Here is a 21,052-nt window from a genome sequence, read left to right on the forward strand (position 1 = left end):
GCCACCTTAATCCAGCCGTTGCCGATCAAGGCCGCAAAAGCCCCACGCCACGCGGACGACGATTTCCAGCGATCCCCCACTTTCCGCCGAGGGAGCGCCGTGAACGGGCCCGCCACCGCCCGCCGGGATCAGAAGCCGTAGGCGTCGCCCAGCGCGCTCTGCACGTATTTGCGCGCCTGGTGGATGCGGGACTTGGCGGTGCCGAGCGGGATGCCGAGCTGCTCGGCCACCTCGTTGTAGTCGAGCTGGCAGATGTCACGCAGCACCAGCGCCTGGGCCAGGTCCGGCTTGTCGGCTTCCAGCGCCTCCATCGCGTCGAGCAGGTCCAGCCGGGATCCGGCGATCACGCTCACCCGGGCGACGTCCGGCTTCTGCAGCGGCAGCTCGTCCGAGCTCTGCTCGGCGGAGCGCCGCTTCAGCGAGCGGTAGGTGGTCCGGGCGCAGTTGGCGGTCACGATGTGCAGCCACGTGGTGAACCGGGCCCGCCCCTCGAAGCGGCCGATGTTGCGGGCCACCGCCAGCAGCGTGTCCTGGCAGGCCTCCTCGGCGTCCTGCCGGTAGGGCAGGATACGCCCGCAGTGCCGCAGCACGTCTGGCTCGATCCGCTTCAGCAGCTCACCCAGCGCGCGGTGGTCACCTTGGGCGGCCACCCGGGCCAGTTCCTCGGTCGTCTCGTCCAGCGCCATCACGAGCCCCCATCGAGCGGTCACAGTCGCTCGACATCCTACGGTCGAGGGTTATGTTTGGTTAACCTTCGGGACAAGCATGTCCCTAGGCGAGGGGGGTCTATTGAACGCGATCCTGGTGGCCTCCAACCGCGGCCCCGTCTCCTTCACGCTCTCCGAGGACGGCTCCCTGAGCATGCGCAGGGGAGGCGGCGGCCTGGTGTCGGGTCTGGCCGAGGTGGCCAGAGACCTCAACATGCTCTGGGTCTGCGCCGCGCTGTCCGACGGCGACCGAGGCGCGGCACGGCTCGCGCCCGGCGGCCGGCTCGACCACGCCGGCTACGACACCGGAGCGGTGCGGATGCTCGACATCCCCCCGACGATCTTCCACCGCGCCTACAACGCGGTGGCGAACTCCACCCTCTGGTTCGTCAACCACCTCCTCTACGACACCCCCAACCGGCCGCAGTTCGACGCCAGGTTCGGCCGCGAGTGGGAGTCCTACCAGGCCTACAACGAGGCGTTCGCGATGGCGCTGGCCGAGGAGGCCGCGCACGGGGCGAGGGTGATGGTGCAGGACTACCACCTGAGCCTGGCCCCGGCCATGCTGCGAGGCGAGCGGCCCGACCTGCGGGTGGCCCACTTCTCGCACACCCCGTGGGCGCCGCCGGAGTATTTCAACCTGCTCCCCGACGACGTCGGGATCGAGCTGCTCGAAGGCATCCTGGGCGCCGACCACGCGGGGTTCCTGACCGCCCGCTGGGCGGGGGCCTTCATGGACTGCTGCGAGGCGGTGCTCGGCGCCGGGGTGGACCGCACGGCTCGCACCGTCACCCACGGCGGCCGGACGACCCGCATCGGCGTGCACGGCCTCGGGGTGGACGGCGACGCCCTCTGGGCGCGGGCCCGCGAACCCGACGTCGAGTCGCACATGGCGGCCCTGCGCGACCAGGTCGGCGACCGCAAGCTGATCGTGCGGATCGACCGGACCGAGCTGTCCAAGAACATCGTCCGGGGGCTGGCCGCCTACCGGGAGTTCCTGTCGGCCCACCCCGAGTGGCACGGCCGGGTCGTGCATCTCGCCTTCGCCTACCCCTCCCGGCACGACCTGCCCGAATACCGCGAATACACCGCGGCGGTGCAGCGCTGCGCCCAGGAGATCGAGGACGAGTACGCCACCGAGGACTGGGCCCCGGTGATCCTCAACGTGCACGACGACTACCCGCGCTCGCTGGCCGCCTACCGGCTGGCCGACGTGCTGCTGGTCAACCCGATCCGCGACGGCATGAACCTGGTGGCCAAGGAGGGCCCCGTCCTGTCGCCGAACAGCGCGCTCGTCCTGTCCCGGGAGGCGGGCGCCGCCGCCGAACTGGGCGAGCACGCCCTGCTGGTGAACCCCTACGACGTCTCCGCCACGGCCGCCGCCCTCCACGCGGGCCTGGTCATGCCCGAGGAGGAGCGCGCCCGCAGGGGCGCCCTCCTGGCCGCCGCGGCCACCGCGCTCCCCCCGCACCGCTGGTTCTCCGACCAGCTCGCCGCTCTCAAGTGAGCTCTGGGATTGCTTGGTCTGCCATGAGATGGTTTCCATTGACATTTCCCCCCACCCGAGGGAACCCGTGACCACGATCACGCCCGTCCGGTTGATCCGTGATCGCGCGACCTGGCTCATCTACCTGCAGATCGGCACCTTCACCACCTACCTGTACAGCCTCAGCGCCGCCCTCCCGATGCTCCGCGTCGACCAGGGGGTGTCGCAGGCGGTCGCCGGGCTGCACGGCACCGCGATGGCGATCGGCGGCATCCTCACCGGGCTCGCCCTCCCCTGGCTGACCCGGAGGATCGGCCGCCGGGCGGTCACCTGGCTGGGACTGGCGGGCATGAACGCCGGCGTGCTGCTGGTGATGGCCGGCACCGCGCTGCCGGTCACCCTCCTCGGGTACGGCGTCGCCAGCGGGATGGCGTCGATCACCCTCTACGCGGGCATGGCCGCGCTCAACGACCACCACGGCCCGGCGGGAGCGGCGGCGATCAGCGAGGCCAACGCCGTCGGGGTGACCGTCGGCGTCGCCGCGCCGTTCGTCGTCAGCCTCGCCGCGCAGACCGCGCTCGGCTGGCGGGCGGCGCTGCTGATGACCCCGATCCTGACCGCGCTGCTCGCGCTGACCATGGGCCGGGTCTGGATGCCCGGACGTGAGGACGCCGGGGCCGTCACCGGCCCGGAGACCGGGGCCCGGTTCGGCTGGCGGTTCTACACCGCGGGAGCCGTGCTGTTCTGCTGCGTGGCGCTGGAGTTCTGCTTCAACCTGTGGGCGGCGAAGCTCCTCGCCGACCAGACCGGGCTGTCGGGCGCGGTGGCGGCGCTGGGGCTGACCGCGTTCACGCTCGGCCTCGCGGCCGGGCGCTTCGCCGGAGCACGGCTGGCCCTGTGGATACGGCCCCCCGTCCTGCTCGTCGGCGCCCTGGCGCTCACCGCCACCGGATGGGCGCTCTTCTGGCTGAGCCGTGACCCCGCGCTCTCCTACGCGGCTCTGGCCCTGTCGGGGATCGGGGTCTCGCTGCACTTCCCGCTGGCCCTGTCGCGCGTGCTGGACGCCTCCGGCGGGCGGCCGGACCAGGCCACGGCCACGGCCTCGATCTTCGCCGGCGTCGCGATAGCTCTGGGACCGCTCCTGCTGGGCGCGCTGGCCGACGGGTTCGGCACCCAGCGGGCGTTCCTGATGATCCCCGTCCTGATCGGGCTGGCCGTCACCGGGATCCTGGTCAGCTCCAGGTAGCGCGCTTCAGCGTGCCCGCCAGGCCGGGGGTGTTCCAGACGTCCACCACGAGGATCCTGGACTTGGGCAGGAACCACTCGCGCTGGTCGAAGGTCGCGGTCTGCTCACCGTTGCCGTCCTTCACGCACCGGCCGAACCAGGACCGGTAGTGGGCCTTGTGCCCCGGGCCGACCTGGCGCAGCCCGGCCACGGTGGCCTTGCCGAGGACCTGGCCGTGCTTGCCGTTGAACGGGCAGCGCTGCACGTCGCTGGCGGGGTAGAAGGGCCGCTCGGGCGTGTAGGCCGAGAAACCCTCGTGCCCGTACTTGATCACTTTCGGGCCGAACAGCCAGAAGGCGTCCCACTTCGGGGTGAAGTAGCCGGCGGAGGGCTTGCCGCACGCCCCGGTTATCACCTTGACCCGGTCGCCGTCGCGATACACCTCCCAGCTGGAGGGGATCGTCAGGTTCATCCCGCGGAAGGACAGGGTCTGCGTGGCCGAGGCGGAGGCGGTCGAGGCGGAGGCGGTCATCGGGGTGACGAGCATGGCGGCGCCGGCCAGCGCGGCGAGGGCGTAAGCGGTCTTTCTCATGCGAGGAAGCTACTTGTCCCGACTTGCCAACGACTTAACGCCCAATGGCATCGGCGATCGAGCCGAGCAGCTCCATCACCCCGGAGGGCCCGTCCACGACGATGTCGGCCTCCACCGCGATCTCGGTCGACCCGCTGAACACCGTCACGCCGGGCAGCCCGGACTCCCGCACGGCCGCGAAGGCCGGCAGATCGCCCAGGTCGTCCCCGGCGAAGAGCACCGACCGGGCCGACCGCTCCTTCAGGAAGGTGCTCAGCGCCACTCCCTTGTCCACTCCCGGCGGACGCAGCTCCAGCACGAACTTGCCCGGCTCGACCGTCAGCCCGGCCTCGGCCGCCAGCTTGGCGACGGGCTCGCGCAGCGCCTCCAGCACGGCCTGCGGGTCGGCGGTCTGCCGCGTGTGCACGGCCACCGACCGTTCCTTGTCCTCGAACCGGGTCCCGTCGAACCTCGCGATCAGCGGGGGCAGTCCGGCGCGGACCCGGGCCAGGCCGGGGTGGACGGGTGGCGCGGTGAGCCTGCCCGCCTCCCAGCGTTCGAGGCCGTAGTGGCCGAGCACGACCAGCCCCGGCACCCGGGCCAGGGAGCCGTACTCGACGGCGGTGGCGGCCGGGCGGCCGGTGACGACCACCACGGCGCCGACCAGCTCGCCGAGCCTGGCCAGCACCGCGGGACCGTCCGGGTGGATCCTGGCCGAGTCGGGGTCGGGCACGATCGGGGAGAGCGTGCCGTCGAAGTCGAGTCCGATCACGGCCCCGGTGGGGTCGTCCAGGATCGCCCGCATTCCGTCGGAAGTGTTCACGGTCATGCTCGCCCGACCTCTCGTCGGCTCCGCCACCCTGTCCGGCTCATGGTTGTTCGCCCCCCCAGAGGATCGGCCCGGCTGCCTGTCTGACTGGCCGTACCCAGAGATCAGGGGCGCAAGCCCATGCGCCGGGCGGCGCGGTCGCGCCGGCGCGTCTCGCGGAGCCGGCGCAGGCGCTTGACCAGCATCGGGTCGTGGGCGAGCGCCTCGGGCCGGTCGATGAGCTCGCCGAGGAGCTGGTAGTAGCGGGTGGCCGAGATGTCGAAGGCCTCGCGGATGGCCTGTTCCTTGGCGCCGGCATGGCGCCACCACTGGCGCTCGAAGACCAGAAGTCCCCGCTCCCTGTCCGTGAGGGCCCGCGGGGCCGGTTCCCGGGCGGCGCCGTCACCGGGGGTCGGCGCGGTGTCCATTGCTGTCCTCCTCGGTCGGGCACGCGATGATCACACCGCGCACACGCGGCCCGCTGCCAGGATAGTCGGGAATTTCGGGCTGGTTACGACGCATGCATTTCCGGCTGTTCACGACGGATGCGGGGACGTACAGTCACCAGATGTGACCTCAGTCATCACCCTTCTCACCGACTACGGCCTGGAGGACGGCTACGTCGCCGCCTGCCACGGCGTGATCGTCGGAATCTCGCCGGAGTCGCGGATCATCGACGTGTCCCACCTGGTCCCGTCCGGGGACGTACGGCGCGCGGCGGCGATCCTGGCGCAGACGATCGCCTATCTGCCCGCCGGCGTGCACATCGCCGTGGTGGACCCCGGGGGCGGCTCGCGCCGGGCCGTGGCGGTCGAGGCGGGCGACCACGTGTTCCTCGGCCCCGACAACGGCGTGCTGTCCTGGGCGGTCCACGCCAGCGGCGGCGCGAAGGCGGCCTACGAGCTGGTCAACGAGGACTTCTTCAGGAGACCGGTCTCGCCGACCTTCCACGGGCGCGACGTCTTCGCGCCCGTGGCGGCGCATCTGGCGGTCGGGCGGAGCCTGGCCGAGGTGGGGCCGGAGATCCCGCTGGAGCGGCTGGTCTCGCTGCCGGCGCCGACCTCGCTGGTGCGCGAGGGCGTGGTGGAGGGCGAGGTGCTGTCGGTGGACCGCCACGGAAACACCCAGCTCTCGGTCGGTGCGGGCGACCTGTTCACGCTGGGGGTGCGGCCGGGCAGCACGCTGGTGGTCTGGCTGGGCAGGAGGCAGATCGCGGTGCCGTTCCGGGAGACGTTCGCCGCGGTGCCCCCCGGGGAGCTGGTCGCCTTCGCCGACTCGGCGGGGCTGGTCGCGCTGGCGGTCAACTCCGGCGACGCCTCCCAGCGGCTGGGCCTTCCGCCGGGCGCCCACGTGCGGCTGTCCCCCGCCCCCTCGTCCGGGTGAGGCGGCCACGGCCCCTCGGCGCGGCCGCCCGAGACGCCGCCCGCTCCCTCGTCCGGGTGAGGCGGCCGCCCGATCCCCCAGGGGATGTTACCTAGCAAGCGCTTGTGTCATATTTGCCCTATGACCGCACCCGTGATCGACGGCTGGTTCACCGTGGACGACGGCACCGCGCATCTGCTCGGCACCCGCTGCTCCGACTGCCGGACCGTCTACTTCCCGCCCCAGACGGGCTTGTGCCGCAACCCCCACTGCGACGGCGAGGACCTGACGGGGACCCGGCTCTCGCGGCGGGGCACCGTCTGGTCCTACACCAACGCCTGCTACCCGCCTCCCGCGCCGTTCGTGACGGCCGAGCCGTACGTCCCGGTGACGCTCGCGGCGGTGGAGCTCGCCGAGGAGGGGATCGTCGTGCTCGGCCAGGTCAAGGACCTGACCGTGGAGGACCTGCACGTGGGCATGGAGCTGGAGCTGACCTGGGGACCGCTCGCCGACGGCCCGCCGGTGTGGATGTGGGGCAGGCCGTGAGCGCCGTCATCCTGGGCGCGGGGATGCACCCCTGGGGGAAGTGGGGACGGCCCTTCACCGAGTACGGCGTGGCCGCCGCCCGGGCCGCGCTGCGCGACGCGGGCCTGGCCTGGAGCGACGTCCAGTTCGTGGTGGGCGCCGACACGATCAGGAACGGCTACCCGGGATTCGTCGCCGGCGCGACGTTCGCCCAGGCCATGGGGTGGAACGGCGCGCGGATCGCGTCCTGCTACGCGGCGTGCGCCTCGGGCGCGCAGGCCATCGACATCGCCCGCACCCGGATCCTCGCCGGGCTCTGCGACGTGGCGCTGGTCGTCGGGGCCGACTCCACCCCCAAGGGGTTCTTCAAGCCGGTGGGCGGCGACCGCCCGGACGACCCCGACTGGCTCCGGTTCCGGCTGCTCGGCGCCACCAACCCGGCGTACTTCGCGCTCTACGCGCGCAGGCGGATGGCCCTGTACGGCAGCACCGCCGAGGACTTCGCCGCCGTCAAGGTCAAGAACGCCCTCGCCGGCTCCCTGAACGGCAACGCCCGCTACCGCCGGACCACCACCGCCGAACAGGTGCTCGCCTCCCCCATGGTGGCCGACCCGCTGCGGCTGATGGACATCTGCGCCACCTCCGACGGCGGCGCCGCGCTGGTGCTGGCCTCCGACGACTTCGCCCGCCGCCACGGCGCGAGCGGTCCGGTACGGCTCGCGGCCGTCTCCACTGTGACGCCCACCTTCCCCGGCACCGTGCTCGAACTGCCGAACTTCGCCACCGACTCCACCGCGGCGGTGCCGCCCCCCGAACGGACCTTCCGCGCCTCTATCGCCCACGCCGCCTACGAGGAGGCGGGCCTGGGCCCCGGTGACCTGTCGTTCGCCGAGGTCTACGACCTGTCCACCGCGCTGGAACTCGACTGGGTCGAGGATGTCGGCCTGTGCCCGCCGGGCGAGGCGGAGAAGCTGCTGCGCGCCGGGGACACCGCGCTCGGCGGCCGGATCCCGGTGAACCCCTCCGGCGGGCTCGCCTCCTTCGGCGAGGCCGTCCCCGCCCAGGCCATCGCCCAGGTCTGCGAGCTGACCTGGCAGTTACGGGGCAGGGCGGGGGCGCGCCAGGTGGAAGGGGCGCGGGCCGGACTGGCCGCGAACCAAGGTTTGTTCGGCCACGGCTCCGCGATCATTACTACAACCTGACCATCTCGGCACCGTTACAAAGCATGTCGATGGATAGTGTCGCTCCCGTTACGTTGAGTAGCCGCGAGCAGCCAGAACGTTCCAAGTCCGGACACTGCCGCGGCTTCCTTACGGGGGGGAACAAACACATGATTCGTCGTCTTCTCATCACTTCCGCGTGCGTCGGCATCGCCATCCTCGCGCCTGCCGCCGCCGCGTCCGCCTCCACCTCCTCGGCCAAGGCCGCGGACTGCTGCGGTGTCGGCGTCGTCTCGGCCCCGGTCCTGGTCCCGACGGGCGCCGTCTACAGCAGCGGCTGCACGACCGCCGTCGTGGCGGCCTCTCCCTGCGCCGGCGCGTACGCGTACGGCGGCGGCGTCTACGGCGGCGGCGTCTACGGCGGCGGCGTCTACGGCGGCGGCGTCTATGGCGGCGGCATCCGTCCGGGCGTCTACGGCGGCAGCGGCAACGTGGTCAGCAACGGCAGCGGGGTCGGCCACGGCGTCGGCATCGGCGGCCTCGTCGGCATCGGCGGCATCGGCGTCGACATCCTCTAGTAAGCCGGGAGGGCGACGCTTCCACATCTCGTGTGGAGGCGTCGCCCTCCGGCTTTTCTCGCATGTGGAGGGGTCACCCTCCCGCGCCCGGCCCTCTTCTAGACGTGCACCACGTCGTGGGTCTCCGCGAAGTGGCAGGCGCTCGCGTGCGCGGTGCCGGGCCGGATCTGCAGCAGCGGCTCCTGCTCCGCGCAGATCTCCTGCGCCTTCCAGCACCTGGTCCGGAAGCGGCATCCCGACGGCGGGTTGGCCGGGGAGGGCGGGTCGCCCTGGAGGATGATCCGCTCACGCCGTTCCCGCCCGTCCGGGTCGGGCACCGGGACCGCCGACAGCAGCGCCTGGGTGTAGGGGTGGGCGGGGCGGTCGTAGATCTCGGTGTCCTTGCCCAGCTCGACCATCTTGCCCAGATACATCACGCCGACCCGGTCGGAGATGTGACGGACCACCGACAGGTCGTGCGCGATGAAGATGTAGGCGAGGTCGAACTCGTTCTGCAGCCGCTCCAGCAGGTTGATGACCTGCGCCTGGATCGACACGTCGAGCGCGGACACCGGCTCGTCGCAGACGATGATCTCCGGCTGGAGCGCCAGGCCCCGGGCGATGCCGATGCGCTGGCGCTGGCCGCCGGAGAACTGGTGCGGGTAGCGGTTGATGTGGTCGGGGTTGAGACCCACCACCTCCAGCAGCTCCTGCACCTTGCGGCGGCGGTCCCCCTTGGGGGCGACCTCCTGGTGGATCTCGTACGGCTCGCCGATGATGTCGCCCACGGTCATCCGGGGGTTCAGCGAGGTGTACGGGTCCTGCATGACCATCTGGATGTTGCGGCGGACCCGCTTGAGCTCGCCGCCCCTGGCCTGGGCGATCTCCCGGCCGTTGATCTTCACGGAGCCGGAGGTCGGCCGCTCCAGTGCCATCAGGAGCTTGGCCAGCGTGGACTTGCCGCAGCCGGACTCGCCCACGATGCCGAGCGTCTCACCGCGGCGCAGGTCGAAGGAGACCCCGTCCACGGCCTTGATCGCACCGATCTGCTTCTTCATGATGATGCCCTGGTTCAGCGGGAAGTGCTTGACCAGGTCGCGGACCTCAAGGATCGGCTCACCCGTGGCTGCCATCGAGGACCTCCCTCCAGTAGTGACAGGCGCTGCTGCGCGTGGGGCCGATCTCGTACAGAGGCGGCGCCTCGGTGACGCAGTTGTCCTGACGGTAGGGGCACCGGGGGTGGAAAGCACAGCCCGAGGGCATCGCGAGCAGGTTCGGCGGCATGCCCTTGATGGCGTACAGCTCCTGGCCCTTCTGGTCGACCCTGGGGATCGAGTCGAGCAGCCCCTTGGTGTACGGATGGGCGGGGGCCCGGTAGATGTCGTGCACGAGGGCGTTCTCCACGATCCGCCCGCCGTACATGACCGCGATCTTGTCGGCCACGTCGGCCACCACGCCGAGGTCGTGGGTGATCAGGATCAGGCCCATGTTGCTCTCGCGCTGCAGCTCGGCGAGGAGCTCCATGATCTGGGCCTGCACCGTCACGTCGAGCGCCGTGGTCGGCTCGTCGGCGATCAGCACCTCCGGGTCGAGCGCGATCGACATCGCGATCATGATGCGCTGGCGCATGCCGCCGGAGAACTGGTGCGGGTAGTCGTGCACCCGCTGCCTGGCTCCGGGGATGCGGACCCGGTCCATCAGCTCGACGGCCTTCTTCTCGGCGTCGCGCCGGGAGGCGCCCCGGTGCACCCGGAACATCTCCCCGATCTGCGAGCCCACGGTGAACACCGGGTTCAGCGCGGAGAGCGCGTCCTGGAAGATCATCGCAACCCGCTGGCCGCGGACCTGGGAGCGCGCGTCCTCCGGCAGCCTGAGCAGGTCGGTCCCCCGGAAGCGGACCTCTCCCCGGGGGATGCGGGCCGGCGGCATGTCGAGGATGCCCATGATCGCCTGGGCGGTCACCGACTTGCCGGAGCCCGACTCGCCGAGCACGGCGAGCGTCTCGCCGGGGTTCAGCGAGTAGCTGACCCCGTTGACCGCCTTGACGACGCCCTGCCTGGTGACGAACTCCACGTGCAGGTCGTCGACGGCGAGCAGGGGTTCGTCACCCAGGGCTCCCCCGGCCGGCAACACCGACGTTGACGTCTTCTTCACAGGTCCCCCCTTACCGCAGCTTCGGGTCGAGGGCGTCGCGTACGGCGTCGCCCAGCATGATGAAGGCCAGCACGGTCAGGCTCAGGAACAGCGCCGGGAAGAGCAGCGGTCCCGGCGCCTCCAGGAAGCGCTCCCGGGCATCGGAGATCATAAGTCCCCAGGAGATATCAGGCGAGCGTAAACCGACCCCCAAAAAGGACAGGCCGGCCTCAGCGGCGATGAAGCCCCCCAAGTTGATCGTGGCGACCACGATCACGGGCGCGACCGCGTTCGGCAGGATGTGCCGGAACATGATCCGGGGCGCGGAGGCGCCGAGCGCCCGGGCCGCGACCACGTAGTCCTGGCTCTTGGCGGTGATCACCGCCGCCCGCATGATGCGGAAGGTCATCGGCCAGGTCAGTACGGCCAGCGCCAGCATGACGGTCCAGACGTTGCCCGTACGGAAGACCGCCAGGATGAGCAGCGCGCCGAGGATCGACGGGATGGCGAAGAAGATCTCGGTGATCCGGGAGAACAGGGTGTCGACCGCCCCGCCCTTGAATCCCGCGACGAGGCCGAGCAGGCCGCCCACCAGCGCGGTGACGACCGTGGTCGTCACGCCCACCACGATCGAGTTGCGGGCGCCGTAGACCGTGCGGGCGTAGACGTCGCAGCCCAGGTTGTCGGTGCCGAACCAGTGCGCGCCGCTCATGCCCTGGCGGGCGTCGGCGAGCCGGCAGCTCGCCGCGTCGAACGGGTCAACCGAGGTGAACAGCCAGGGAAACACCGACATGATGAGAAAAATGCCGATAAGGACTGCCGAGCCGATGAAGAGCGGGCGGCGGCGCAGATCGTGCCAGGCGTCGTTCCACAGGCTGGCGGCCCTGGGCGGCTTGGGGGGCCTGGCCGGCTTGCCGTGCCTGGCGCGCCCGGCGGCCGGGGCGAGGGTGTCACTCATAGCGGATCCTCGGGTCGAGCACGGCGTAGAGCAGGTCGACGATCAGGTTGGCCAGGATGTAGATCAGCACCAGCACGGTCACGATGCCGACGACCACCGACTGCTCGCGCAGGTAGACCGAGCTGAAGAGCTGCTGGCCGATACCCGGCAGGTTGAAGATCGTCTCGGTGATCACGGCGCCGCCCATCAGCGTGCCGAGGTCGGCGCCGAGATAGGTGATCAGCGGGATCAGCGCGTTGCGCAGCGCGTGCCGTCCGACGACCCGGCGCCGGGGCAGGCCCTTGGCCACCGCGGTGCGGATGTAGTCGGCCCGCAGGGTCTCCACGAGGCTGGTCCGGGTGAGCCGGGTGAGGTAGGCGATCGACGTCCCGGCGAGCACGAAGCCGGGCAGCAGGTAGCTGCGCCAGCCGTCCGTGACGCCCGCGACGGGGAAGAGGCCGACCTTGACCCCCAGGAGCAGCTGGAGCACGAAACCGGTGACCAGCGTGGGAATGGAGATCAGCACCAGCGTGGACGCGAGGACCATGGAGTCCTGGGCCCTGCCGTGGCGCAGCGCCGCGTAGAGGCCGAGGCCGACTCCGATGACCGCCTCCATGACCAGGGCGGTCATCGCCAGGTTGATGGTCACCTGGAACTTGCCGGCCATGATGTCCGTGACCGGGACCCCGGCGAAGGTTTTGCCGAAGTCGCCGCCGAACAGGCCCACGAGGTAGTACCAGTACTGCACCAGGAACGGGTCGTTCAGGTGGTACTGCTCTCGCATGATGTCCACGAGGTTGGGGTCCATCCGCTTCTCGCCCATCAGCGCCGCGATGGGGTCACCGGGCAGCGCGAAGACGATGGCGTAGATGAGCAGGGTCGCGCCCAGAAGAACAGGTATCGCCTGGATCAGGCGCCTGATGATGTAACGGCTCATTCAAGCCTCCCGTACACGCCTCGGGGAACAGCCCCGCGGCGCCGCCGGGATGTGCGGCGCCGCGGGACCGCCCGGAGGCAGCCCATGGGGCCGGGCGCACGCGCCCGGCCCGCAGCCATCCGTCAGGCGACCTTCTCGACCTTGGTCCACTCGACCTGGTTGAGAAGGTTGATCTTGACGCCCTTGACATGCTGGGAGAACGCGGCGTTCGTCCGGTAGAAGTACACCGGGATGTACGGCAGTTCCTTGATCAGGATGTCGTCGGCCTGCTGGTAGTACTTCAGGCCCTGCGCCTGCGTCGCGGCGCTGTCGCCCTTGGCGAGGAGGTCGTCGAACGCCTTGTTGGACCAGCCGGCGTAGTTGGAGCCGGTCTTGATCGCGACGGTGGAGAAGACCGGGGTCAGGTAGTTCTCCGCCGACGGGTAGTCGATCGCCCAGCCCATGCGGAACATGCCGCCGTAGGTCTTCTCGTCGAGCTCGTCGAGGATCGAGGCGAACTTCTCGAACGGCTTCACCGTGACCTGGACGCCGAGGTTGGCGCGGAGGTTGTTGGCGACCGCCTCGATCCACTCCTTGTGCGGGCCGTCGGAGTTGTAGCCCAGCTCCAGCGTCTTCGGGCCGCCGTTGGCGGCGTACTGCGACTTGGCCTTGGCCGGGTCGTAGGTGCAGACCGCGCAGGCGCCCGGACGGTAGCCGTCGAGCAGCGGGTTGATGAAGTCGTCGGCCGGGGCGCGGGTGCCCGAGAAGACCGTCTCGGCGATCGTCTTGCGGTCGATGGCCAGGGAGATGGCCTCGCGGACCTTCACGTTCGCGTAGGTCTTGTTGTACTGCATCGGGAAGCCGATGTACCCGACGCCGGCGTCGGCCTCGTCCATGTAGCGCTCGCCGAGCTCGGCCTTGGCGCTGGCGATCGCCGAGGGGGGCAGCGAGTCGTGGATGTCCAGGTTGCCCGCGCGCAGGTCGTTGAACGCGGTCTCGGCGCTGGAGTAGAGCTTGAACTGGAGCTTGTCGAACTTCGGCTTGTCCCCGGGGAACTTGTCGTACCGGGTCAGGTCGATCGACTGGTCGGTGCCCTTGTTGTAGGGCTTGTCGAACTTGAAGTAGCCCTGCCCGATCGGCTGCTTGGCGTACGCCTCGGTGACCTTGCCGTCCGCACCGAAGGCGGCCTTGGGCAGCGGGTAGAACGACGTGTAGCCCAGCATCGTCTTGAACTGCGAGAACGGCTTGCTCAGGGTGACCTTGAAGGTGCTGTCGTCGACGACCTTGAGGCCCTTCATCTCCTTGGTGGAGACGGTCTTGCCCTCGCCCGGGTTCAGGTCGGCCCAGCCCTCGACGCGGCTGAAGAAACCGTTGGCACCCTGGACGTTGTCCTGGTTGGCGGCGTAGTTCCACGCGTCGACGTAGTTCTGCGCGATCAGCGGCTCGTCGTTGTGCCAGGTGTAGCCCGGCTTGAGCTTGATCGTCCAGGTCTTGTTGTCGGTCGACTTGATCGACTCGGCGACGTCGTCGACGACCTGCTTGTTCTCGTCGTAGCTCACCAGCGGGGCGAAGACGGCGGCCAGCACTTCGGAACCCTCGGACTCGGTGGTGTCACCGGGGTAGAAGAGCTTCTGGGGCTCACCGAGCTCCATGCGCACGGGCTGGTCGGCGGAGGCCGTCCCGCCGCCCGTAGAGCTCTGGCCGCCGCACGCGGCCAGCCCCAGGGCGAGCAGCGCGGTGCCGGCGGTGATCCGTGCGCCCTTAGTAACGCGCATTGTAGTAATTCCTCCCTTTGCAGGCGGGCGTCGCCATCGAGGTCCCGTAGCCCGGACAGCCCGGCAGGGGAGGTTGTGGTCCCCCGTTCCTCGCCGTCCCGGCCAAGGTGCTGACGCCACACCAGTCGGACGCGACTATCCCGCACCGCTCCACACATAGATGTCTCTGTGATGTTGCAGTTCGGTCACGCATGTGCCGGTTCGGCGCCATACGTCTACCAGCATGACCGATCCAACCCCCCAGAAGGGCCATAAGTAGACATATAGGCTCATATAGGGCGAGAACGGTCATGCCAAAGTACCTCTGGGCCATGAGTGCTCGCATCCATTGCCCACGCATGACCCCTACCTGGGCTAACGTTGACCCCGTCGCAGAAGGACCGGGGGTTCGCAGGCGAACCGCACAATTGCCCTGGAACCTCCTTGGTGGAGATCCCGTCCAATGTGTGCGGCGGAGCACCGCCGTAGGCACTTCAACCACTCGCATCCAATAGAGTCCTTGCCATGAGCCAGCCGGAATCCGCGATCGCGGACGCCCAGGCGGGCGGCCCGAGTAACGGCACCCCAGACAAGGGGCAAGAGCCGCTGGCCAAGCTCGCCGAGCGTTACGGACTTCGGCGTGCCATCGCACGCCCCAGTCTGCCCGTCTACCTGCGTCAGTTGTGGGAACGACGGCACTTCGTCATGACGTACGCGACCTCGCGCAACGTCTCGAAGTACAGCAACTCAGCCCTGGGCCAGCTCTGGCAGGTCCTCACCCCGCTGATGAACGCCGGGATCTACTGGCTGATGTTCGGCCTGATCCTGGGTGCGGACAAGGGGGTCCAGAACTATCCCGCGTTCCTCATCACCGGGATGTTCGTCTTCACCTACACCCAGCGCTCGGTGAGCAGCGGCGCCAAGTCGATCTCCGGCAACCTGTCGCTGATCCGCGCCCTGCACTTCCCGCGCGCGGCGCTCCCCTTCGCCTACACGATCCAGGAGTTCCAGCAGCTCCTGATCTCCATGGGCGTGCTGGTCGCGCTGGTGCTCGTCACCGGCGAGACGCCCACGTGGTTCTGGCTGCTGATCCCGGTGGCCCTGCTGCTGCAGACCATGTTCAACATCGGCGCCAGCCTGGTCCTGGCCCGCGTCGGCTCCACCGCCCGCGACCTGAACCAGCTCCTGCCGTTCATCATGCGCACCTGGCTCTACGCCTCCGGCGTGTTCTTCTCCATCCAGGGCAAGGTGGTGGGCGCCGAGGGAGACGTGTTCCGGCAGTGGATCGCCGACATCATGTACTTCAACCCCGCCGCCGCCTACATCGAGCTCATGCGCGACCTGCTCATGGAGTCGCATGCCCCCCGGCCGTACATCTGGTACGTCTGCATATTCTGGGCGGTGTTCGCCTTGATCGGTGGCTTCTGGTACTTCTGGCGAGCCGAGGAGAAGTACGGCCGTGGCTGAGTTGACCGAGGAGCTGTCCAGCGTGAAGGCTGAGGAACCCGGCGCCCCCACCAAGGACGTCAGGGTGCACCCCAACCCGGACCCCGTCGGCGACAGCCGTGCGGGCACTCCGACGGTCATCGTGGACGACCTGCACATCATCTACCGCGTGTACGGCGCGGCCACCGAGGCCGAGAAGGGCAACGCCGCCAACGCCCTCATGCGCCTTCTCAAGCGCCAGGGCAGGCCGCAGATGAAGGAGGTGCACGCCGTCCGCGGCGTCTCCTTCGTGGCCCACCACGGCGACGCCATCGGCATCATCGGCCGCAACGGCTCGGGCAAGTCCACCATGCTGCGGGCCATCGCCGGGCTCCTGCCGCCCCACTCGGGCGCGGTCTACACCGACGGCCAGCCCTCCCTGCTCGGCGTCAACGCCGCGATGATGCGCGAGCTCACCGGCGAGCGCAACATCGTGCTGGGCTGCTACGCGATGGGCATGAACCCCGCGCAGGTGAAGGAGAAGTACGACGAGATCGTCGAATTCTCCGGCATCGGCGAGTTCGTGCAGTTCCCCATGTCGACCTACTCCTCCGGCATGGGCGCCCGGCTCCGCTTCGCCATCGCCTCGGCCAAGGCCCACGACGTGCTGCTCATCGACGAGGCCCTGGCCACCGGCGACCGCGACTTCAAGCGCAAGAGCCAGGAGCGCATCAAGCAGATGCGCGACCAGGCCGGCACGGTCTTCCTGGTGGCGCACAACCTCGACGTGATCGAGGAGACCTGCAACCGGGTCATCTGGCTGCACAAGGGCAAGATCAAGATGGACGGCGACCCCAAGGCGGTGCTCGCCGCCTACAACAGCGCCTGACCGCGCCGGGCCCCGCCGCCCCCGGGCGGCAGGGCAAGATGAGAGCGACCGACAAGACGCTCCCACCGGAGGTGAATCGTGTCCCCACGGCCACCGATTCCATATGACTTCCTGCCCCAGGTCCCCGCGCTGACCGTCGAGAGCGACGACGTCCGCGACGGCGAGACCATGTCCGAGGCCCAGGTGTTCGACGACTGGGGGGCGACCGGGCAGAACATCTCCCCGCACCTGCGCTGGTCGGGGGCCCCCGAGGGCACCCTCAGCTACGCGGTGACGTGCTTCGATCCCGACGCTCCCACCGGCAGCGGATTCTGGCACTGGCTGCTGTTCGACATCCCCGCCGACGTGACCGAACTGCCCACCGGAGCGGGCCGCGCCGGCTCCGACTCCGGCGTGCACGGCCGCAACGACTACAGCACCCACGCCTACGGCGGCGCGGCCCCGCCGCCCGGCTGGCCGCACCGCTACATCTTCGCGGTGCACGCCCTCGACGTGGACAAGCTCGGCGTGGACGCCGACACGCCGCCTGCCGTGGTGGGCTTCAACATCACCGCCCACACCCTGGCCCGCGGATATATCGCACCTGTGTACGAAACCTGAGGGACACGCGAGCGCTCGGGCGGGCAATCGACTGACATCGTGATCGGCGTTCCGCTATGATTCGAACGTTGTTTCGATCTTAGGAAGCCGTCATGGAGTGGGGGCGCGCGATGCGAGAGCTGTCGACCGCGATCGACCACCTGGCCACAGAGGACCCGTCCGAGATTCCCCGTCTCCAGCTCGTCGAGCAGCTCATCGAGCTGCACTGGCAGATGGCCAGACTTCAGGCCCAGATCGCCCGCCGCACCACCGTGCGGGGACCAGGCCTCTGAAACAGAGGGAGACCGGCCGGTGCGCACCGGCCGGTCTCTCACTGTCGCCACGCATACTCCGCGGCGTCTCCGCGCATCCCCCGTAGCGCCGCCACGGATACCTCGCGGCGTCTCCGCGCATACTCCGCGGCGCGGCGGGCGTCCCGCGTTCGCCGTGACTACTCGGCGGCGACCCTGGTGGTGCTCATGGTGGCGTCGGCCAGCGAATGGACGGTTCCGCTGAGGGCCTTGGCGCCCTCCTCACCGCTGTTGCCCACCAGCGGCGCGAGCTCGTCGACGGAGGCGGACCGGACGATCGGGGCGACGGCCCCGGCGACCGGCTCGGCCTCGGCCGGGGACAGGGTGCCCACCAGCGGGGCGAGAGTGCCCGCCTGCTCCGCGCCCTGGGGCACGGCCTGGTTCGCCGCGTCCACGAGGCCGTCGATCTCGGCACGCTTGTCGCCGAGTGCCGCGACCGCCTCGGCGGAGGTCTGAGCGGTCTCGGCGGCCGACGTGGTCGTCGTGGGCACGGTGCCGAGGACGTCGCTGAGGTTCTGGGGTCCCTGGGCGGCGGACAGCGAGCCGTTCTGCGCGGCGTCGGCGTCCTGCGGGGCTGCGGGGACGGGGTCACCGGTCAGCGGAGCGGCGGGGACGGGGTCACTGTCCTGCGGGGCTGCAGGGGCGGAGTCACCCGTCAGCGGGGCGCCGGGGACGGGGTCACTGTCCTGCGCGGCTGCAGGGGCGGAGTCACCGGTCAGCGGAGCGCCGGGGACGGGGTCACTCAGGGAGGTGCCGGCGAGCTCCCCGGCGGTGTCCGTGAGCGTCCACCACAGGCGGTCGGTGCTGACCCGCCAGCCGCTCGTCATGCCGCCCGGCAGGCCCAGGTCATCCCGCGTCCCGAATGCCGGCCCCTGGTCGCCCATGGTGCCGAGCTGCACGTTCCCCTCGTCGAGCAGGCCGAAGGTGAGCCCCCCGAGCACGTGGGAGAGACCGTCGGTCCCGTCCTGCCCGTCGAGGATGTCGCGCGACTGGGCCTGGGCGGGGGCGCAGACCGCCGCCGCGAGACCGAACGCCGCCACGGCCACAGCCGCCTTGATGCATCGCTTCATGATTGCCTTCCCAGATTGTGATCGGCCCGCTCTGCTTTTCTGGAACCATGAGAAAAAGCGGGCCTAAGACCCTGAATTACCGGTGGGCGCGATTTGAAGGGCTGCACGAAACGCGCCGGCCGGAAACTGCATCGGCATTTGTATCACCGCCCCGAGCGACCCCCGGTCCACTCACGGTGATCGAATTATCGGCGGCGACAACATCTGGAGCCCCAGCATGGACACGCCGGGCGGGCCCTGGGACCCGCCCGGCGCAGCCGGTAAATCTGGAAATAGCCCTGCGAAGGATTACGGTCCGCCAATCCGTATGCCGCAAAACCACGGCCCCCCGGAGCACATCCCGGCGGCACCGGCGGCAGGAACCCGGGAAAGGGGCGGGAAAGAGAGTCCACCGGTCACGGCGTCAGATTTTCCGGTCGCCGGGCACCCCCTTGACCCTGTGGATCAGGCGGACAGCCGATGAGGGACCGTCGCCGGCTCGAAGGGGTCGGAGGGGCCGAGGAGCTCGGGGAGTTCGGAGGATTCGAAGGGGAAGCGGTCGGCGAACGCCGGCCGCAGATCGGTCAGCCACGCGGCCGTGGGGTCGTAGCGTGCGAAGAAGGGGCGTCCGACCAGCTCGGGGTCGCGCGCCTGGATGAGGTGGAGCACGAAGACCTTCTGCCCCGCGATCTCCGCGACGCCGTCCACGCAGACCTTGCCGGGCGTGGCCGACATGGAGGGACCCCGCACCGTGCGGCACAGTCCCGAAACGCTCGCGTAGGCGTCCCTGAAGATCTCGTAGGCCCGGGCGAGGGGGACCGCGAAGTAGTCCTGGGGTCCGGTGTCCCGTTCGACGAACATGTAGTAGGGCACCATGCCCATGGTGAGCTGCCTGCGCCACATGGACGACCAGGTCGCGGGGTCGTCGTTGATCGTCCTGATCAGCGGCGCCTGGGTCCTGATCACCGCGCCGGTGGCGAGGATCCCGGCCACGGCTGCCTCGGCGACGGGGGACTCCATCTCCCTCGGGTGCGAGAAGTGCGCCATGAAGGCCAGGTTCTTGCCCGCGTCCACCACGGAGGCGAACAGGCGCAGCGTGTCGTCGGCATCGGGGTCGGAGACGAACCGCTGCGGCCAGTAGGCCAGCGACTTGGTGCCGATGCGGATGGATTCGAGCTGCTCCAGTTCGAGCAGCGGCTCCAGATAGCGGCGGAGCACCGGCGCACTCATGATCATGGGATCGCCGCCGGTGAACAGCACACTGGTCACCCGGGGATGTTTCTTCAGGTAGCCGACGAGGTTCTCGACGTCGTCGGAGGCGAACTTGAGATCGGGCTCCCCGATGAACTGCGCCCACCGGAAGCAGTAGGTGCAGTACGCGTGACAGGTCTGGCCCTGCTTGGGGAAGAAGAGCAGCGTCTCAGGATATTTGTGCTGCATCCCCGGCATCGGGTCATCGCCCACGCGTGGGACGTTGAGGTCGAGCTGACCGGCCGGGTGCGGGTTGAGCCGCATCCTGACCTCGCGTGCCGCCGCCTGGATTTCCGCGTTCGGGGCGTCGGCGCCCAGAAGACCTGCGAGCCTGGTGACGTCCGGCTCGGGCAGCATGTCCGCCTGAGGGAAGACCAGACGATATATGGGGTCATCGGGGATGGCCGACCAGTCGATGAGCTGATCCACCACGTAGGCGTTGGTGCGGAAGGGCAGGACGGTCGCCACCGCCCTGATCCGCAGCCGCTCCTCGTCCCCGAGGCCGGCCCGTCGCAGGAGGTCGTCCAGATGCTTGGCGGTGTAGGCCCGGAAGCCGCGTGCAGAGCCTTCCTTCAAGATCACTAATTCTTTCCTCCGTTTTTTGTCGGTCTTCGTGTAAACCTCTCCAGCCGGTCGCGCGTCACGGCGCTTATATACCCGGACGTAATTACCCCTAAGGCTGGTTCCACTCCCGGGTAAGTTCGCCGGTAAATTTCTCTCGCGATATATCTCGAAACGCCGTAGAATCCCTCCCATGACCTCCCGTGACCCCGCCTTACCGGGCCACCACGCCCCGGCCATGCGCGCGTCCGACGCCGACCGCGACCGCGTGGCCGGGGTGCTCGCCGAAGCCCTCGCCACCGGCCGTCTGACCAGCCTCGAACACGCCGACCGGCTGCAGGCGACCTACGACTCCGTCACCCTGGGCGAGCTCGCCCCGATCACCCACGACCTGCCCGACGTCATCGCCACGGCCCACGAGCCCGCCATCGCCCGGCACGAGGTGCGCGCCGTCTTCAGCAAGGTCGTCCGGGGCGGGCGCTGGATCGCCGGACGCCACACGGCGCTGAACGCCACGTTCGGCGCGCTGATCGTCGACCTGTCCGACGCGGTGCTCCCCGGCCGTGAGATCACCCTTGAGGTCAACTCCGCCTTCGGCAAGCTGATCGTCAGGGTGCCGGAGAACGCCCACGTCATCGACGAGGTCAGTGCGCTGTTCGCCAAGAGGCACATCTCGGGCGGCCTCGGCGACGAGGGCGGCCCGGTCATCCGCGTCGTCGGCCGGGCCACCTTCGGGAAGATCATCGTCTCGCGGGAGAGGACCGACTGGAATCTCCCCGACTGGTCCTGAGCCCCCGGTTGCCCCATCCGGCGCCGACCCCGCCTACGATGCGGACAGACCATCCC

General features: G+C 69.7%; 22 protein-coding genes. 11 read left to right on the forward strand and 11 right to left on the reverse strand.

Going from position 1 to position 21,052, the window contains the following annotated elements; translation table 11 throughout:
* Positions 1 to 128: 128 nt before the first annotated feature.
* Positions 129 to 686, reverse strand: a complete 558-nt coding sequence (locus BM085_RS40345; protein WP_093892055.1) for an RNA polymerase sigma factor — start codon at positions 684 to 686, stop codon at positions 129 to 131.
* A 79-nt stretch (positions 687 to 765) separates the two neighbouring features.
* Here BM085_RS40345 and BM085_RS40350 point away from each other — a divergent pair, with 79 nt between their 5' ends.
* Both BM085_RS40350 and BM085_RS40355 read left to right on the forward strand, forming a co-directional pair.
* The gene (locus BM085_RS40350; protein WP_093892030.1) at positions 766 to 2,214 is read left to right on the forward strand and encodes an alpha,alpha-trehalose-phosphate synthase (UDP-forming); all 1,449 of its coding nucleotides are present in this window, start codon (positions 766 to 768) and stop codon (positions 2,212 to 2,214) included.
* 67 nt (positions 2,215 to 2,281) lie between these two features.
* Complete coding sequence (locus tag BM085_RS40355) at positions 2,282 to 3,439, forward strand: MFS transporter (RefSeq protein WP_177245512.1); 1,158 nt, start codon at positions 2,282 to 2,284, stop codon at positions 3,437 to 3,439.
* Here the strand turns inward: BM085_RS40355 and BM085_RS40360 are convergent.
* The 3 genes from BM085_RS40360 to BM085_RS40370 all read right to left on the reverse strand — a co-directional run bounded on the left by BM085_RS40360 (position 3,426) and on the right by BM085_RS40370 (position 5,225).
* Positions 3,426 to 4,010 (reverse strand): hypothetical protein, encoded by a 585-nt coding sequence (locus BM085_RS40360; RefSeq protein WP_093892032.1) that lies wholly within the window; start codon positions 4,008 to 4,010, stop codon positions 3,426 to 3,428. The genes BM085_RS40355 and BM085_RS40360 overlap by 14 nt on opposite strands.
* A gap of 34 nt (positions 4,011 to 4,044) precedes the next feature.
* Positions 4,045 to 4,818 (reverse strand): trehalose-phosphatase, encoded by a 774-nt coding sequence (gene otsB / locus BM085_RS40365; RefSeq protein ID WP_093892033.1) that lies wholly within the window; start codon positions 4,816 to 4,818, stop codon positions 4,045 to 4,047.
* A 104-nt stretch (positions 4,819 to 4,922) separates the two neighbouring features.
* On the reverse strand, positions 4,923 to 5,225 hold the full coding sequence (locus BM085_RS40370; RefSeq protein WP_093892034.1) for a DUF3263 domain-containing protein: 303 nt from the start codon (positions 5,223 to 5,225) through the stop codon (positions 4,923 to 4,925).
* 142 nt (positions 5,226 to 5,367) lie between these two features.
* Here BM085_RS40370 and BM085_RS40375 point away from each other — a divergent pair, with 142 nt between their 5' ends.
* The 4 genes from BM085_RS40375 (at position 5,368) to BM085_RS45050 (ending at position 8,422) form a co-directional block, all read left to right on the forward strand.
* Positions 5,368 to 6,180 carry an SAM hydrolase/SAM-dependent halogenase family protein gene (locus BM085_RS40375; RefSeq protein WP_093892035.1) on the forward strand — a complete coding sequence of 271 codons (813 nt, stop codon included), beginning with the start codon at positions 5,368 to 5,370 and terminating at the stop codon, positions 6,178 to 6,180.
* A gap of 120 nt (positions 6,181 to 6,300) precedes the next feature.
* On the forward strand, positions 6,301 to 6,705 hold the full coding sequence (locus BM085_RS40380) for a Zn-ribbon domain-containing OB-fold protein (protein WP_093892036.1): 405 nt from the start codon (positions 6,301 to 6,303) through the stop codon (positions 6,703 to 6,705).
* Positions 6,702 to 7,886, forward strand: coding sequence for a lipid-transfer protein (locus tag BM085_RS40385; RefSeq protein ID WP_093892056.1), 1,185 nt, complete (start codon positions 6,702 to 6,704; stop codon positions 7,884 to 7,886). The genes BM085_RS40380 and BM085_RS40385 overlap by 4 nt, the downstream gene beginning before the upstream one ends.
* A gap of 128 nt (positions 7,887 to 8,014) precedes the next feature.
* The gene (locus BM085_RS45050) at positions 8,015 to 8,422 is read left to right on the forward strand and encodes a hypothetical protein (protein ID WP_031169853.1); all 408 of its coding nucleotides are present in this window, start codon (positions 8,015 to 8,017) and stop codon (positions 8,420 to 8,422) included.
* Positions 8,423 to 8,520: 98 nt separating this feature from the next.
* On the opposite strand, the gene BM085_RS40395 is transcribed toward BM085_RS45050, so the two are convergent.
* From BM085_RS40395 to BM085_RS40415, 5 genes are all read right to left on the reverse strand, one after another.
* Complete coding sequence (locus tag BM085_RS40395; RefSeq protein WP_093892037.1) at positions 8,521 to 9,534, reverse strand: ABC transporter ATP-binding protein; 1,014 nt, start codon at positions 9,532 to 9,534, stop codon at positions 8,521 to 8,523.
* On the reverse strand, positions 9,518 to 10,555 hold the full coding sequence (locus BM085_RS40400; RefSeq protein ID WP_086577491.1) for an ABC transporter ATP-binding protein: 1,038 nt from the start codon (positions 10,553 to 10,555) through the stop codon (positions 9,518 to 9,520). Before BM085_RS40400 ends, BM085_RS40395 begins: the two co-directional genes overlap by 17 nt.
* A 10-nt stretch (positions 10,556 to 10,565) precedes the next feature.
* The gene (locus BM085_RS40405; protein ID WP_093892038.1) at positions 10,566 to 11,492 is read right to left on the reverse strand and encodes an ABC transporter permease; all 927 of its coding nucleotides are present in this window, start codon (positions 11,490 to 11,492) and stop codon (positions 10,566 to 10,568) included.
* Positions 11,485 to 12,408 (reverse strand): ABC transporter permease, encoded by a 924-nt coding sequence (locus BM085_RS40410; RefSeq protein ID WP_093892039.1) that lies wholly within the window; start codon positions 12,406 to 12,408, stop codon positions 11,485 to 11,487. Before BM085_RS40410 ends, BM085_RS40405 begins: the two co-directional genes overlap by 8 nt.
* A 122-nt stretch (positions 12,409 to 12,530) precedes the next feature.
* Positions 12,531 to 14,162, reverse strand: coding sequence for a peptide ABC transporter substrate-binding protein (locus tag BM085_RS40415; RefSeq protein WP_093892040.1), 1,632 nt, complete (start codon positions 14,160 to 14,162; stop codon positions 12,531 to 12,533).
* 504 nt (positions 14,163 to 14,666) lie between these two features.
* On the opposite strand from BM085_RS40415, the gene BM085_RS40420 reads away from it, so the two are divergent.
* The 4 genes from BM085_RS40420 to BM085_RS40435 all read left to right on the forward strand — a co-directional run bounded on the left by BM085_RS40420 (position 14,667) and on the right by BM085_RS40435 (position 17,327).
* Positions 14,667 to 15,608, forward strand: a complete 942-nt coding sequence (locus tag BM085_RS40420) for an ABC transporter permease (protein ID WP_093892041.1) — start codon at positions 14,667 to 14,669, stop codon at positions 15,606 to 15,608.
* Entirely contained in the window at positions 15,601 to 16,455 is an 855-nt protein-coding gene (locus BM085_RS40425; protein ID WP_177245513.1) for an ABC transporter ATP-binding protein, read from the forward strand. The genes BM085_RS40420 and BM085_RS40425 overlap by 8 nt, the downstream gene beginning before the upstream one ends.
* Positions 16,456 to 16,533: 78 nt before the next feature.
* Positions 16,534 to 17,055 (forward strand): YbhB/YbcL family Raf kinase inhibitor-like protein, encoded by a 522-nt coding sequence (locus BM085_RS40430; protein ID WP_218158973.1) that lies wholly within the window; start codon positions 16,534 to 16,536, stop codon positions 17,053 to 17,055.
* Positions 17,056 to 17,147: 92 nt separating this feature from the next.
* Entirely contained in the window at positions 17,148 to 17,327 is a 180-nt protein-coding gene (locus BM085_RS40435) for a hypothetical protein (protein ID WP_012895297.1), read from the forward strand.
* A 158-nt stretch (positions 17,328 to 17,485) separates the two neighbouring features.
* Here the strand turns inward: BM085_RS40435 and BM085_RS40440 are convergent, their stop codons facing one another.
* Together BM085_RS40440 and BM085_RS40445 are read right to left on the reverse strand one after the other, a co-directional pair.
* On the reverse strand, positions 17,486 to 18,415 hold the full coding sequence (locus BM085_RS40440) for a hypothetical protein (RefSeq protein ID WP_093892043.1): 930 nt from the start codon (positions 18,413 to 18,415) through the stop codon (positions 17,486 to 17,488).
* Positions 18,416 to 18,859: 444 nt separating this feature from the next.
* Positions 18,860 to 20,227: a KamA family radical SAM protein gene (locus BM085_RS40445; protein ID WP_093892044.1), complete on the reverse strand. Its 1,368-nt coding sequence runs from the start codon at positions 20,225 to 20,227 to the stop codon at positions 18,860 to 18,862.
* Between the two features lie 172 nt (positions 20,228 to 20,399).
* On the opposite strand from BM085_RS40445, the gene BM085_RS40450 reads away from it, so the two are divergent.
* Positions 20,400 to 20,996, forward strand: a complete 597-nt coding sequence (locus tag BM085_RS40450) for a DUF1707 SHOCT-like domain-containing protein (RefSeq protein ID WP_093892045.1) — start codon at positions 20,400 to 20,402, stop codon at positions 20,994 to 20,996.
* The last annotated feature ends 56 nt before the right edge of the window (positions 20,997 to 21,052 follow it).

Source organism: Streptosporangium canum, from assembly GCF_900113865.1.
In the GTDB taxonomy this organism is placed as follows: Bacteria; Actinomycetota; Actinomycetes; order Streptosporangiales; family Streptosporangiaceae; genus Streptosporangium; species Streptosporangium canum.